This window comes from Geobacillus sp. Y412MC52 (genome assembly GCF_000174795.2).
GTDB classification, from domain to species: domain Bacteria; phylum Bacillota; class Bacilli; order Bacillales; family Anoxybacillaceae; genus Geobacillus; species Geobacillus thermoleovorans.
Genome location: NC_014915.1, coordinates 2342848 through 2357273, shown reverse-complemented (window position 1 = coordinate 2357273; position 14426 = coordinate 2342848). Strand labels below are relative to the sequence as shown.

The 14426-nt window shown below is 54.8% G+C and carries 16 protein-coding genes; all 16 read left to right on the top strand.

Annotated features, from left to right (window positions below; genetic code table 11):
• On the top strand, nucleotides 1–897 hold the full coding sequence (xerD, locus tag GYMC52_RS11625; RefSeq protein ID WP_012820676.1) for a site-specific tyrosine recombinase XerD: 897 nt from the start codon (nucleotides 1–3) through the stop codon (nucleotides 895–897).
• A gap of 132 nt (nucleotides 898–1029) precedes the next feature.
• Nucleotides 1030–2217, top strand: coding sequence for a phosphopentomutase (gene deoB, locus GYMC52_RS11620; RefSeq protein ID WP_033005752.1), 1188 nt, complete (start codon nucleotides 1030–1032; stop codon nucleotides 2215–2217).
• 29 nt (nucleotides 2218–2246) lie between these two features.
• The gene (locus GYMC52_RS11615) at nucleotides 2247–3074 is read left to right on the top strand and encodes a purine-nucleoside phosphorylase (protein ID WP_012820678.1); all 828 of its coding nucleotides are present in this window, start codon (nucleotides 2247–2249) and stop codon (nucleotides 3072–3074) included.
• A 14-nt stretch (nucleotides 3075–3088) separates the two neighbouring features.
• Complete coding sequence (locus GYMC52_RS11610; protein ID WP_013524146.1) at nucleotides 3089–4390, top strand: pyrimidine-nucleoside phosphorylase; 1302 nt, start codon at nucleotides 3089–3091, stop codon at nucleotides 4388–4390.
• Between the two features lie 165 nt (nucleotides 4391–4555).
• Nucleotides 4556–5731 carry a D-alanyl-D-alanine carboxypeptidase family protein gene (locus GYMC52_RS11605; protein ID WP_011231793.1) on the top strand — a complete coding sequence of 392 codons (1176 nt, stop codon included), beginning with the start codon at nucleotides 4556–4558 and terminating at the stop codon, nucleotides 5729–5731.
• Nucleotides 5732–5856: 125 nt separating this feature from the next.
• A complete protein-coding gene (gene spoIIAA / locus GYMC52_RS11600) occupies nucleotides 5857–6207 on the top strand; it encodes an anti-sigma F factor antagonist (protein ID WP_011231792.1) in 351 nt (116 codons plus the stop codon).
• Nucleotides 6208–6648 carry an anti-sigma F factor gene (spoIIAB, locus tag GYMC52_RS11595; RefSeq protein ID WP_011231791.1) on the top strand — a complete coding sequence of 147 codons (441 nt, stop codon included), beginning with the start codon at nucleotides 6208–6210 and terminating at the stop codon, nucleotides 6646–6648. It abuts the gene before it with no gap.
• A gap of 13 nt (nucleotides 6649–6661) precedes the next feature.
• A complete protein-coding gene (gene sigF, locus GYMC52_RS11590; RefSeq protein ID WP_011231790.1) occupies nucleotides 6662–7414 on the top strand; it encodes an RNA polymerase sporulation sigma factor SigF in 753 nt (250 codons plus the stop codon).
• Nucleotides 7415–7817: 403 nt separating this feature from the next.
• Nucleotides 7818–8441 (top strand): stage V sporulation protein AA, encoded by a 624-nt coding sequence (locus GYMC52_RS11585; RefSeq protein WP_012820681.1) that lies wholly within the window; start codon nucleotides 7818–7820, stop codon nucleotides 8439–8441.
• On the top strand, nucleotides 8428–8859 hold the full coding sequence (locus GYMC52_RS11580) for a stage V sporulation protein AB (RefSeq protein WP_012820682.1): 432 nt from the start codon (nucleotides 8428–8430) through the stop codon (nucleotides 8857–8859). The genes GYMC52_RS11585 and GYMC52_RS11580 overlap by 14 nt, the downstream gene beginning before the upstream one ends.
• 18 nt (nucleotides 8860–8877) lie before the next feature.
• Entirely contained in the window at nucleotides 8878–9306 is a 429-nt protein-coding gene (locus GYMC52_RS11575) for a SpoVA/SpoVAEb family sporulation membrane protein (RefSeq protein ID WP_012820683.1), read from the top strand.
• An 18-nt stretch (nucleotides 9307–9324) separates the two neighbouring features.
• The gene (spoVAD, locus tag GYMC52_RS11570; RefSeq protein WP_011231786.1) at nucleotides 9325–10353 is read left to right on the top strand and encodes a stage V sporulation protein AD; all 1029 of its coding nucleotides are present in this window, start codon (nucleotides 9325–9327) and stop codon (nucleotides 10351–10353) included.
• 39 nt (nucleotides 10354–10392) lie between these two features.
• Nucleotides 10393–10743 (top strand): SpoVA/SpoVAEb family sporulation membrane protein, encoded by a 351-nt coding sequence (locus GYMC52_RS11565; protein ID WP_012820684.1) that lies wholly within the window; start codon nucleotides 10393–10395, stop codon nucleotides 10741–10743.
• Between the two features lie 5 nt (nucleotides 10744–10748).
• The gene (locus GYMC52_RS11560) at nucleotides 10749–11360 is read left to right on the top strand and encodes a stage V sporulation protein AE (protein ID WP_041468729.1); all 612 of its coding nucleotides are present in this window, start codon (nucleotides 10749–10751) and stop codon (nucleotides 11358–11360) included.
• Nucleotides 11308–12786, top strand: coding sequence for a spore germination protein (locus GYMC52_RS11555; RefSeq protein WP_012820686.1), 1479 nt, complete (start codon nucleotides 11308–11310; stop codon nucleotides 12784–12786). Before GYMC52_RS11560 ends, GYMC52_RS11555 begins: the two co-directional genes overlap by 53 nt.
• 313 nt (nucleotides 12787–13099) lie before the next feature.
• Nucleotides 13100–14419 (top strand): diaminopimelate decarboxylase, encoded by a 1320-nt coding sequence (gene lysA / locus GYMC52_RS11550; RefSeq protein WP_012820687.1) that lies wholly within the window; start codon nucleotides 13100–13102, stop codon nucleotides 14417–14419.
• Nucleotides 14420–14426 lie beyond the last annotated feature (7 nt).

The window sequence follows — 14426 nt, the reverse complement described above, 5'->3', positions numbered from 1 at the left end:
TTGGAATACGAGTTGAAAGATTTTCTGCATTATTTGACGGTGGAGCGGAATTTGGCGCACAATACGATCGTTTCGTATGAACGCGATTTGAAAAAATACGTCCGCTATTTGCGCCAAGTCGAGCAGCTTCAGGCGTGGGGCGAAGTGGAGCGCCTCCATATTCTCCATTTTTTAAAGTTTTTAAGCGAACAAGGGCAATCGGCGCGGACGATCGCCCGCCATTTGGCGTCGATCCGTTCGTTTCATCAGTTTTTGCTAAGGGAGAAAATCGCGGCGCAAGACCCGACCGTCCATATCGAAACGCCGCAGTTTGAACGGACGCTGCCGAAAGTGCTGTCGGTCGAGGAAGTCGAGGCGCTGCTTGCAGCGCCGCAAGTGAGCACACCGTTTGGGCTGCGCGACAAGGCGATGCTGGAGCTGTTGTATGCGACCGGCATGCGCGTCAGCGAACTCGTGCAGCTGAATTTGGCTGACGTGCATTTGACGATGGGGTTTGTCCGCTGCTATGGAAAAGGGCGGAAAGAGCGGATCGTGCCGATCGGGCGCATGGCGATTGAAGCGCTTGCCCACTATTTGGAGCGAGGGCGCCCGCAGCTTGTCAATCCGCGACGGCGGGCAACGGAGGCGCTGTTTTTGAACCATTATGGCCAGCGGTTGACACGGCAAGGGTTTTGGAAAATTTTAAAGCGGCTCGCGAAAGAAGCCGGCATCGAAAAAGAATTGACGCCGCATACGCTTCGGCATTCGTTTGCGACGCATCTGCTTGAGAACGGAGCCGATTTGCGCGCTGTGCAAGAGTTGCTTGGGCATGCCGACATTTCGACGACGCAAATGTATACGCATGTTACGAAAACGCGCCTAAAAGACGTGTACAAACAGTACCACCCGCGCGCCTAGCAGCTGCCGTATGCTAGGCGCTTGCCTGTCGTTTTAGTTGTCAGACTTCTGACCAATTGGCCATAGGCGTGTTTTCGCGAAAATACGGGGAACGATAGAAAGAGACTCCATTTTTCATTGCAGGCAGGGGGAATGAATGTGAAAGCGACATACCGGCGCGTCTTTTTGATTGTGATGGATTCAGTCGGCATCGGCGAAGCGCCGGATGCCGAGAAATACAACGACAAAGGAGCGGATACGCTCGGCCATATCGCTGAGTATCGCGGCGGCCTCTATATGCCGAACATGGCGAAGCTCGGCCTAAGCCATATTCGTGAGATCAAAGGGGTGCCGAAAGTCGATCGACCGCTCGCGTACTATACAAAAATGAAGGAAGCATCGGCTGGAAAAGATACGATGACAGGCCATTGGGAGCTGATGGGCCTTCGCATCGACAAGCCGTTCCGCGTCTTTCCGAACGGGTTCCCAGATGAATTGATCGCTGAGCTCGAGCGGCGCACCGGCCGGAACGTGATCGGCAACAAACCGGCGAGCGGAACAGCGATCATCGAAGAGCTTGGCGAAGAGCATATGAAAACAGGGGCGATCATCGTCTATACATCAGCCGACTCCGTCTTGCAAATCGCCGCCCATGAACAAGTTGTGCCGCTTGATGAATTGTACCGCATTTGCGAAATCGCTCGTGAATTGACGCGCGACGAGCCGTATATGGTCGGGCGCGTCATTGCCCGACCGTTCATCGGCACACCCGGCCATTTTGAGCGAACCGCCAACCGGCACGACTATGCGCTTAAGCCGTTTGGCAAAACGGTGATGAATGAATTGAAAGACGCCGGTTATGAAGTGATTGCCATCGGGAAGATCGCCGATATTTACGACAATGAAGGAGTTACCCAGTCGTTGCGAACGACATCCAATATGGACGGAATGGATAAGCTCGTCGACACGCTCGGCATGGACTTTACCGGGTTGAGTTTCGTCAATCTCGTCGATTTTGACGCTAAATACGGCCATCGCCGCGACCCAAAAGGTTACGGCGATGCGCTCGAAGAGTTTGACGCCCGGCTTGCCGATGTGTTGCCGCGCTTGACAGCGGACGACTTGCTTATCATCACCGCTGACCACGGCAACGACCCGATTCACCACGGAACCGACCATACGCGCGAATATGTGCCGCTTCTTGTGTACAGCCCGCGATTTCGCGGCGGCAAGCCGCTCCCAGTCCGCGAGACGTTTGCCGATGTCGGCGCAACGATTGCGGATAACTTCCAAGTCAACCGGCCGCCGTACGGAACAAGCTTTTTGGCTGATTTGGCCTAACTTCATAAAGAACGATGAGGGGGAAAAGAATGGATCGACAAGCGATTGAAAAAACCGCCGGTCATTTGCGCCCATTGATGCCAACTCCGCCTGAAATCGGTCTCATTCTCGGCTCGGGGCTCGGCGTGCTCGCTGATGAAATCGAAGAGGCGGTTCGCATTCCGTATGAAGATATTCCCGGATTTCCAGTGTCGACCGTTGAAGGACACGCTGGACGGCTCGTATATGGGCGGCTTGAGGGGGCGACCGTTGTCGCCATGCAAGGGCGGTTTCATTATTATGAAGGGTATTCGCTTCAGGAAGTGACGTTTCCCGTCCGGGTGATGAAGGCGCTTGGCGTCCGCGAATTGATCGTGACAAACGCTGCGGGCGGCATCAACGAACGGTTTCAGCCCGGCGATTTCATGATCATTTCCGACCATATCAACTTGCTGGGCACAAATCCGCTCATTGGTCCGAACGATCCGGAGCTTGGTCCGCGCTTTCCGGACATGACGGAAGCGTACAGCCGGCGGCTGCGCGAGCTCGCCAAGGAAACGGCGGCGAGACTTGGCGTTCGCGTGCATGAAGGAGTATATGTCGCCAATACGGGGCCGTCGTACGAAACGCCGGCGGAAATCCGCATGATTCGTACGCTCGGCGGCGATGCGGTCGGCATGTCGACCGTCCCGGAAGTGATCGTCGCCCGCCACGGCGGCATTGAGGTGCTCGGCATTTCGTGCATTTCGAATATGGCTGCAGGGATGTCGGATGCTCCGCTTCACCACGACGAAGTGGTTGAAACGGCCGAGCGGGTGAAGACGGACTTTTTGCGGTTTGTGAAAGCGATTGTCGCCGAAATGGCGAAATCAAAATGAAAAAGGTGATCGCGATGCGAATGGTCGATTTGATTGCGAAAAAGCGCGACGGAAAGGCGCTGACGAAGGAAGAAATTGAGTGGATCGTCCGAGGGTATACAAACGGGGACATTCCCGATTACCAAATGAGCGCGCTCGCGATGGCGATTTATTTCCGCGGCATGACCGAGGAAGAAACGGCTGCGCTGACGATGGCGATGGTGCACTCCGGCGAAATGCTCGATTTGTCGAGTATTCGCGGCGTGAAAGTCGATAAACATTCGACCGGCGGGGTCGGCGATACGACGACGCTTGTTTTAGGGCCGCTTGTCGCTTCTGTCGGCGTGCCGGTGGCGAAAATGTCTGGGCGCGGCCTCGGCCATACGGGCGGCACGATCGACAAACTCGAGTCCGTGCCCGGGTTTCATGTCGAGATCAGCAAAGACGAGTTCATTCGACTCGTGAATGAAAACGGAATCGCCATTATCGGCCAAACGGGCGATTTGACACCGGCTGACAAAAAGCTATATGCGCTTCGCGATGTGACGGCGACCGTCAACAGCATTCCGCTCATCGCCTCGTCGATCATGAGCAAAAAAATCGCCGCTGGGGCTGATGCCATCGTCTTGGATGTGAAAACGGGCGCCGGAGCGTTTATGAAGAAACTTGACGAGGCGCGCCGGCTCGCTCGAGCGATGGTCGACATTGGCAAGCGCGTCGGCCGCCGGACGATGGCGGTCATTTCTGACATGAGCCAGCCGCTCGGCTATGCCGTCGGCAACGCCTTGGAAGTGAAAGAGGCCATCGAAACGTTAAAAGGAAACGGGCCGCACGATTTAACCGAACTTTGTTTGACGCTCGGCAGCCATATGGTCTATTTGGCGGAGAAGGCGCCATCGCTTGATGAGGCGCGCCGTTTGCTTGAAGAGGCGATTCGCAGCGGGGCCGCCATCGCGGCGTTCAAAACGTTTTTGGCCGCTCAAGGTGGAGATGCATCGGTCGTCGACGATCTGGATAAATTGCCAAAGGCGGCCTATACGTCGACCGTCACGGCGGCTGCCGACGGCTATGTCGCCGAGATGGCCGCCGATGACATCGGCACGGCCGCCATGTGGCTCGGCGCCGGCCGGGCGAAAAAAGAAGACATGATCGATTTGGCGGTCGGCATTGTGCTCCATAAAAAAATCGGCGATCGCGTGCAGAAAGGGGAAGCGCTCGCCACGATTCACAGCAACCGGCCAGATGTGCTTGACGTGAAAGAAAAGATCGAGGCGGCTATTCGTCTGTCGCCGCAGCCGGTTGCTCGGCCGCCGCTCATTTATGAGACCATCGTATAGAGAGGGACGCTGGCGATCCGCAAGGAAAAAAGCAGTTGTTCAAGTAGAAGACGCCTGAAACGCGTGTTTCGGGCGTTTTTTTGTTTTTTGGAAAATGAGCTGTTTTTTGTATAAAAATATCTCGCCTGGAAAAAATGGCATGTATAAAGAATGGAGGTTTGGGAGATGAAAACGAAAGTCACTCGTCTTCTTTTATTGCCGTTTCTTCTTTTTCTTCCTCTTTCTGCCCACGCCGAGGCGAAAGAGATGAAGGAGGCGAAAGTGAAGCTGGCCGATGAGGCGAAATCAGCCATTTTGATTGAACGCGACACCGGCAAAGTATTGTATGAAAAAAATGCCCATGAACCATTGCCGCCGGCGAGCATGACGAAAATTATGACGATGCTGCTAGTCATGGAAGCCATCGATGAAGGAAAGCTGTCCTACGATGAAAAAGTGCGGGCGAGCGAATACGCCGCGTCAATGGGTGGATCGCAAATTTTCCTCGAGCCGGGCGAGGAAATGACCGTCGATGAGCTGCTGCGCGGCATTGCCATCGGTTCGGCCAACGACGCGTCGGTCGCTATGGCTGAGCAGATCGCCGGGTCGGAAGAAGCATTTGTCGAGATGATGAATGAAAAAGCGAAACAGCTCGGCTTAAAAAACACCCATTTCGCCAATGCGACCGGCCTGCCGGCGGAACATCACTACAGCAGCGCTTATGATATGGCCATGATGGCGCGCGAACTGTTGAAATATGAAGATATTACCAAATATACGAGCAAATACGAAGACTATTTGCGCGAAAATACGGACAAAAAGTTTTGGCTCGTCAATACGAACCGGCTTGTCAAATTTTATCCGGGCGTTGACGGCCTGAAAACCGGATATACAGCCGAAGCGAAATATTGTTTGACCGCCACGGCGAAAAAGAACGGCATGCGCGTCATCGCTGTTGTGTTTGGAGCGCCGACGCCGAAATCGCGCAATGCGCAAATTACGAAGATGCTCGATTACGCGTTTTCCCAATATCGAACTCACCCGGTGTACAAACGGAATGAAACTGTCGCCCGCGTCAACATCAGCAAAGGCAAACGGTCATCCGTCGAAGCGGTGACGTCGGAGCCGGTGTCGGTGCTGACGAAAAAAGGGCAGTCGGTCGAGCAGATCGAAAAAGTGATCAAAGTGAAAGACAATGTGAAAGCACCCGTTCGCAAAGGCGATGAGCTTGGCGTCCTCATTTTAAAACAGGATGGAAAAGAAATTTTGCACAGCCCGATCGTCGCCAAGCAAACGGTCGAAGAAGCGAGCTTTTGGGACTTGTTTAAGCGGGTGTTTGGCCGCTTCGTGCAAGCGGGATAATGTCAAGTTTTGTGGTCTTTTCGCTCTCTTTGGCGAACGACCACTAGTTTTGTCGGGCGGCAGGATTTCGGGCGGACAGCAGCGAAATGTCTCCATATCCTGAAATGGACAAGGGGGAACACGCTGTGAGTCTCGCGATCGACTTGGAAGTGAAGCAAGACGTGCTCATCGTTCGCCTGTCTGGGGAGCTTGACCATCATACAGCCGAAGAATTGCGTGAACAAGTGACGGATGTGCTCGAAAACCGAGCGATCCGCCACATCGTGCTCAATTTAGGACAATTGACGTTCATGGACAGCTCTGGCCTCGGCGTCATTCTCGGACGCTATAAACAAATCAAAAACGTCGGCGGGCAGATGGTTGTATGCGCCGTATCGCCGGCCGTCAAACGGCTGTTTGACATGTCGGGTCTGTTTAAAATCATCCGCGTTGAGGCGGATGAGCAATTCGCCTTGCAAGCATTGGGGGTGGCGTAAATGCGCAACGAAATGCACCTCCAATTTTCTGCCCGCAGCGAAAATGAATCGTTCGCCCGTGTGACCGTGGCGGCGTTCGTCGCCCAGCTTGACCCGACGATGGACGAACTGACGGAAATTAAAACGGTTGTCTCTGAGGCGGTGACAAACGCGATCATTCACGGCTACAACAACGATCCGAACGGCATCGTCTCCATTTCGGTCATCATTGAAGACGGTGTCGTCCATTTGACGGTGAGAGACGAAGGAGTCGGCATTCCTGACATCGAAGAAGCGCGCCAGCCGTTGTTTACGACAAAGCCCGAGCTCGAGCGGTCAGGGATGGGCTTTACCATTATGGAAAACTTCATGGACGAAGTCATCGTCGAGTCGGAAGTGAACAAAGGGACGACTGTGTATTTGAAAAAGCATATTGCGAAAAGCAAAGCGTTATGTAACTGAGGGAGACATGCCTATGGATGTCGATGTCAAGCAAGATCAGTCGCCAATCAAAGATCAGGAGATGAAAGAGCTGATCCGCCGCAGCCAAGAAGGCGATCAAGAAGCGCGTGATGAAATTATTGAAAAAAACATGCGCCTCGTCTGGTCGGTCGTTCAACGTTTTTTAAACCGCGGCTATGAAGCGGACGACTTGTTTCAAATCGGCTGCATCGGCTTGTTAAAGTCGGTCGACAAGTTTGACCTGTCGTATGACGTCAAGTTTTCGACGTACGCCGTGCCGATGATCATTGGGGAGATTCAGCGGTTTCTTCGCGACGACGGCACCGTCAAAGTGAGCCGTTCGCTGAAAGAGATGGGCAACAAAATCCGCAAGGCGAAAGATGAGCTGTCGAAAACGCGCGGGCGGGCGCCGACGGTTACGGAAATCGCCGACCATTTAGGCATTTCGCCAGAAGACGTCGTTCTGGCTCAAGAGGCGGTCCGCTCGCCGACATCGATTCACGAAACGGTGTACGAAAACGACGGCGATCCGATTACGTTGCTTGATCAAATTGCTGACGCCGACGAGGCGTCATGGTTTGACAAAATCGCCTTAAAAAAAGCGATCGAAGAACTCGATGAGCGCGAGAGGCTGATCGTCTATTTGCGCTATTACAAAGACCAAACCCAGTCCGAAGTGGCATCGAGGCTCGGCATCTCTCAAGTGCAAGTATCCCGGCTGGAAAAGAAAATATTGCAGCACATAAAGGACAAAATGGACGGATAGTCCATTTTGTCCGCACGGAGTGAGCAACAAAATGGACGGATAGTCCATTTTGTCCGCACGGAGTGAGCAACAAAATGGACGGATAGTCCATTTTGTCCGCACGGAGTGAGCAACAAAATGGACGGATAGTCCATTTTGTCCGCACAAGGTGTTCCCAAAATGGACGGATGTCAATTCATCGGCGGTGAACCATGAATCGCATCCGTCTTTTGGTGTGTAAGCGCATCTTGGAACGCTTTTTCCGGAGCAAGCAACAAAAGTCTAAAAAAGAATGGGCGTTTTTTTCTTTGCCCATTCTTTTCTATTTTTATGAAATCGATGGTGAACGCCGACAGGCCGCATGATCGGTGTTTTTGCCAACCAAACTAAAGAAAAACAAAATGGGGACAAAGGTGTGAAGCAAATGGCCAACACCGTATTTATCAAGCCGCGCCATCGCGTGCAAGTCAAGCCGGGGGCGGTGGTGACGCTCGGGCAGGCGGCCCAAATCGCTGCGCCGGATGGCGGGCTCATTCGGCGGTTGAAGACGATTCCGCTCTATCGCATCCAGCCCAGCGATAAAAATATCGTCATCATCGATATGATGCAAATGATCAGGGCTGTGTTTGACGTGGATTCCTCGCTTGATGTGCAGATGATCGGCCCATCGCAGACGATCATTGAAGTCGTCTATGAAAAACGGAAGGTTTCGACCGCTTCCTTCGTTCTCGTTTGGCTTCTTTTGTTCGTCGGTTCGGCGATGGCGATCATGAACTTTCACGAGGACGTCAGCATGCAACGAGTGCATCGCCATCTGTACGAAATGATGACCGGCCAAGCGGTCGATAAACCGCTGCTTTTGCAAATTCCGTATTCGCTTGGGCTCGGCATCGGGATGATTTTATTTTTCAACCATTGGTTCCGCAAACGAATCAACGAGGAGCCCAGCCCTCTGGAAGTCGAAATGTTCAACTACCAGCAGGCCATTGACCAGTATGTCATTTTGCATGAAAACAAGGAAAGCATGAGGCACCTTGACGACGCTTGAGATTTTGCTGGTAGTGTTCGTCGGCTTCGCAGGAGGGTTGGCGGTCGGAACCGGATTTGTCGCCTTTTTGGTCGTGCTTGGCGTCATCCCGCGCCTGACGCAGCTGACGAAAACGCCAGAACGCATTCACGCCTATGAATGGGGGGCTGTAGCCGGCGCCATCGTTGGCGGTTGGATGAGTTTGCGCCATTCGGTTTGGCATTTGTCGAAATATTGGCTGGTGCCAATCGGGTTATTGCACGGCGTATTTGTCGGAATGCTCGCTGCCGCTTTAACAGAGGTGTTGAACGTTTGGCCGATTTTAGCGAAGCGGATCGGCGTCGATGATAAAATCGTCATTTTACTTATGGCCATCGCCTTTGGCAAAGTGGCCGGTTCGTTGTTTCATTGGCTTTATTTTGTCGATTACTTTCGCTGACAAAGGGGGGGAGGAAACGTGGGATTAAAATCCGATTATGTCCGCGAGGTGAAGGCGTTTCAGCCTTCTCCCCCATACGCCGCCAATGCGGTAAAAGCGTTTTTTGCCGGCGGAGCGCTTTGTGCGTTGGCGCAATGGCTCGCTGATTGGTATGGCGGCACGTTTGCCGCTTCGCCGCTCGAGGCCCATCTATGGGCGTCTATGGTGATGGCGGGATTGGCGATTGTGCTGACGGCCGTCGGGAAATATGATGATTTCAGCCAATTTGCCGGTGCGGGGGCGACGATGCTCATTACAGGGCTGGCCAATGCGATCGCCAGCGCCGCTATCGAGCATCGCAGCGAAGGATGGACGGCCGGGGTGGCCGGGCAGATGTTGAAAGCCGGCGGGGCCGCGATCATTTATGGGCTGGTTGCCGCCTATGTGCTCGGCCTTGTTTGGCCGTGACGAAAAGAGGGATTGGCCATGAAACGTGTCGGAAAGCAGACATGGGTGTTTGACGATGGTGTTTACATCCAAGCGGCCGCTGCCGCAGTCGGGCCGCTTGAAGCCGACGGGCCGCTCGGGAGTTATTTTGATGTTTGCCATCGCGACTTATATTGCGGCGAAGCGACGTGGGAGCTGGCCGAGCGGAGGCTGATGCGGGAGGCGGTGGACTGCTGCTTGCAAAAGGCGGGCGTCTCTGCCGAAGAAGTCGATCTATTTTTGGCCGGTGATTTGTTAAACCAAAATGCGACATCGAACTATGTCGCCCGCGAGCTGCCGATTCCGTTTTTATGCTTGTTCGGCGCCTGTTCGACCTCGATGCAAACGTTGGCGGCAGCCGCTGCGTTTGTCGCCGGTGGATTGGCTGATCGGGCGCTTGCGGCGACAAGCAGTCATAACGCGACGGCCGAACGGCAGTTTCGCTACCCGACTGAGCTTGGGGTGCAAAAGCCGAAAACGGCGACGTTCACCGTCACGGGCGCCGGCGCCGCGCTCGTTGGCCGCGCGCCGGGACGTTGGCGCGTCCGGGCGGCGACGATCGGCAAAGTCGTTGACGCCGGGCTGAAAAACCCACTCGACATGGGGGCGGCCATGGCCCCGGCGGCGGCCGATACGATCGAGCAGCATTTCCGTGACTTAGGCGTCTCGCCGGGCGATTACGATTTGATCGTCACCGGCGACTTGTCGCGCGTCGGCAGCGTCATCGTCCGCGAGTTGCTTGCTGAATCAGGCTACGATGTGACCGACGTTTACAACGATTGCGGGCTGATGATTTACCGGCCAGATCAAAAGGTGTTCGCCGGCGGCAGCGGCTGCGCCTGCTCGGCGGTCGTCACGTACGGGTATTTGCTTCAAGAGCTCGCCCGCGGAACGTTTCGACGCCTGTTTGTCGTCGCTACCGGGGCGCTCTTGAGTCAAACGATGGTGCAGCAAAAACAGTCGATCCCAGCGATCGCTCACGGCGTCGTCATCGAAGCGGCTGGACAGGAGCCGGATTTGCCGCCGTAGGACGCCTTTTATTTGGGAACGATCAGGAGGGAATGTGATATGGAATACGTCCGTGCCTTTCTCGCCGGCGGGCTGCTGTGCGCCATCGTTCAGCTCATCATCGACCGCGGCAAATGGACGCCGGCTGGCGTCGCCGGTTCGCTTGTCGTCTTTGGCGTACTCCTTGGCTTTGGCGGCGTCTATGATCCATTCGTCGCTTGGGCTGGCGCCGGGGCGACGATGCCGCTATGCGGATTTGGGTATTGGTTGGCGAAAGGAGCCATGGCAGAACCGCGGCCGGAGGGATTTGTCGAAACCGGAGCAGCGGTGTTCCGATTTGCCGGCGCCTTGTTCGCTTTTATCGTGGCTGGCTCTTTTGCCGCGGCGCTCACTTGCAAACCGAAAGGGTAGAGATGATGGAAAAACGACGAGTCATTTTAGTAACGGATGGGGACGAGTTCGCCTGCCGGGCGATTGAGCGGGTTGCCGCCGAGATCGGCGGCCGTTGCATTTCCCGCTCGCAAGGCAATCCGACGAAACTGAGCGGTGAACAGTTGGTCGAACTCATTTTGCAAACGCCGCACGATCCAGTGTTTGTCATGTTTGACGATTGCGGCGCCCTCGGGGAGGGGGCCGGAGAGCAGGCGCTTCGCTATGTGGCGACGCATGAGCAAATCCAAGTGCTCGGGGCGCTGGCGGTTGCCTCCAATACGCACCAGCATGAATGGACAAAAGTGCATGTGAGCATCGACCGTGACGGCGTGATGACCGAATATGGGGTCGATAAAGAAGGCTTCCGGGACCTCGAGATCGGGCGGATCAATGGCGATACCGTCTACTGCCTTGACCGGCTGAACATTCCGCTCATCGTCGGCATCGGCGACATCGGCAAAATGGGATACCGAGACCATGCGAAATACGGAGCGCCGATTACGCGCAAGGCGGTCGAGTTGATTCTCGAAAGGAGTGGTGGCCATGCCGGAAAAAGAAAAGAAACCGAAAGCGCCGATCGCGAAGCGGCTCGTTGACAACGCGAAGTTTTTGCAACAGCGGATCGGCGTCGGGACAAGCTTTGATTTAGGCGTGCGGAAAATCTATGTCCTAAACCGGGAAGTACATATTTACTACTGCAACGGTTTATGCGACACGCAATACATTATCGAATTGTTAAAACAAATTGTGCGCGTCAACGATGATGAACGCCAGGCGTCCCAAGCGTGGCAGATCATCGAAAATCGACTTGTTCATCAGCAAGTCAGTCCGGTGACGAGCCTCGACGAAGCGGTTGACAAGCTGCTGTCGGGCTTGATCATCGTCTTGATTGAAGGCGAATCGACCGGATTTGCTGTCGACGTCCGCAGCTATCCGGGTCGGCAGCCGCAAGAGCCGGATACGGAAAAAGTTGTGCGCGGCGCCCGCGACGGCTATGTCGAGAACATCATTGTCAACACGGCGCTCACCCGCCGCCGCATCCGCGACGAGCGGCTGCGCTTTGAAATTTTGCAAGTCGGCGAGCGGTCAAAAACGGACGTATGCATCGCCTATATTCAAGACGTCGCTGACCCGGGGCTTGTTGAACTCGTCAAGAAAGAGTTGCAGCAAATCAACGTCGATGGACTGACGATGGGCGACAAAACAGTCGAAGAGTTTTTAGTCAAGCAAGGATACAACCCGTACCCGCTCGTCCGTTACACCGAGAGGCCAGATGTAGCAGCGACGCACCTGCTTGAAGGGCACGTGCTCATTATGGTTGATACATCGCCAAGCGTCATCATCACGCCGACAACATTTTTTCACCACGTCCAGCATGCCGAGGAATACCGGCAGTCGCCAGGGGTCGGGACGTTTGTGCGCTGGGTGCGGTTTTTAGGCATTTTGACGTCGTTGTTTTTGCTGCCGCTGTGGGTGCTGTTCGTCCTTGAACCGTCGTTGCTGCCCGAATCATGGGCGTTTATTGGGCCGAACAAACAAACGAACATCCCGATCATTGTGCAAATTTTGCTCGCTGATTTTGGGATTGAGTTTTTGCGGATGGCAGCCATTCATACCCCGACGCCGCTATCAACCGCGATGGGTTTGATTGCCGCCGTCTTGATCGGACAAATCGCCATCGATGTCGGGCTGTTTGTGCCGGAAGTGATCTTGTACATTTCGGTGGCGGCGATCGGTTCCTTTGCGACGCCAAGCTATGAGTTGAGCGTGGCGAATAAGATTTCTCGATTGGCATTGGTCATTCTTGTCGCCTTGTTTAAAGTGCCCGGGCTCGTCATTGGCACGACCGTTTATTTGCTTTGGCTCGCCAGCATCCGCTCGCTTAATACGCCGTACTTATGGCCGTTCATCCCGTTCGATCCAGCGGCATTTATGCAAATTGTCGTCCGCCGTTCGGTTGCCGGAGCGAGAGTGCGCCCGAGCATCGTTCACCCGCAAGACCGGCAAAAACAGCCGTCATGACGCGAACGATCCATTTGGAAGCGGCCGTTTCCACCTATTGGCGGCCGCTTTTTTCGTTTTAGTGCTATTGCAACTTTTTTATAATTATGATAAGTTATATTTAATTGCTTGCACTGATGGTGCTTGCCTCAGTGCTTCGCACGTTTGCACGGGCGGAATGGGCATGGCCCAGCGCGGGGTGTGCGGCCTTCCGTTTCAAGGCAGAGCCGATGGCGCTTTGCGGTTTTCCATTTTGTAAAGGCAGTTGCCGATTTTGCAAACTGTCTTTTTTGCTTTTGCCATGCGATTTCGATAGAGGAATGAGGGGTTTGCGATGTTTCTTCACGGGACAAGCCGCGTGAATGAACAAGGGCATTTGGAAATCGGCGGCGTCGATGTGGTCGAGTTGGCCAAAACGTATGGCACGCCGCTTTATATTTATGACGTTGCGTTGATCCGCGCTCGGGCGCGCGCGTTTAAAGAAGCGTTCCAGCGCCACGGCGTGCGGGCGCAAGTCGCGTATGCGAGCAAGGCGTTTTCCGCCGTCGCCATCGTGCAGCTGGCCGCTGAGGAGGGATTGTCGCTTGACGTCGTCTCAGGCGGTGAGCTGTATACGGCGCTTGCGGCCGGTTTTCCGCCTGAGCGCATCCATTTTCATGGCAACAACAAAAGCCGGGACGAATTGGCGATGGCGCTTGAACACGGCATCGGCTGCATCGTTGCCGACAACTTTTACGAACTCGAGCTGATCGAAGAGCTGGCGGAGTCATCCGGTCGGACGGTGCCGGTTTTGCTCCGCGTGACGCCGGGGGTCGAGGCGCATACGCACGATTACATTTTAACCGGGCAAGAAGATTCAAAGTTCGGCTTTGACTTAAACAACGGTCAGGCGGACGAGGCGTTTCGCCGTGTCATGGCATCGGCCGCGTTTCAGCTGCTCGGCGTTCATTGCCATATCGGCTCGCAAATTTTTGAAACAGCTGGGTTTGTGCTCGCGGCGCAAAAAGTGTTTGCCAAGCTGGCGGAGTGGAACAAGGCGCACGGATTTGTCCCAGCGGTTGTCAATCTTGGCGGCGGCTTTGGCATCCGCTATACGGAGGAAGACGACCCGATTCCGGTGACAGCGTACGTCGACTGCATCGTGGAAGAGGTGAAAAGGCAGGCCGAAGCTTGCCGCTTGCCGTTGCCGGAAATTTGGATCGAGCCGGGCCGGTCGCTCGTGGGTGATGCCGGAACGACGATTTATACGATCGGTTCGCGCAAAGAGGTGCCCAACGTCCGCACCTATATTGCCGTTGACGGCGGCATGAGCGACAACATCCGTCCGGCGCTTTACGGAGCGAAATACGAAGCCGCGCTCGCCAACCGGGTGTTCGGCGAGCCGACGGAAGTCGTATCGATCGCCGGGAAGTGTTGCGAGTCAGGCGACATGCTCATTTGGGACATCGCCCTGCCGGAAGCGAAGCCGGGCGATTATTTGGCCGTTTTTTGCACCGGCGCTTACGGCTATTCCATGGCGAACAATTACAACCGTCTGCCGCGCCCAGCCGTTGTGTTCGTTGAAAACGGCGACGCCCAGCTCGTTGTGAAACGGGAGACATATGAAGATTTGATCCAATATGATTTGCCTGTGAAAACGAAAGTGAAAAAGTGAAGGCCGC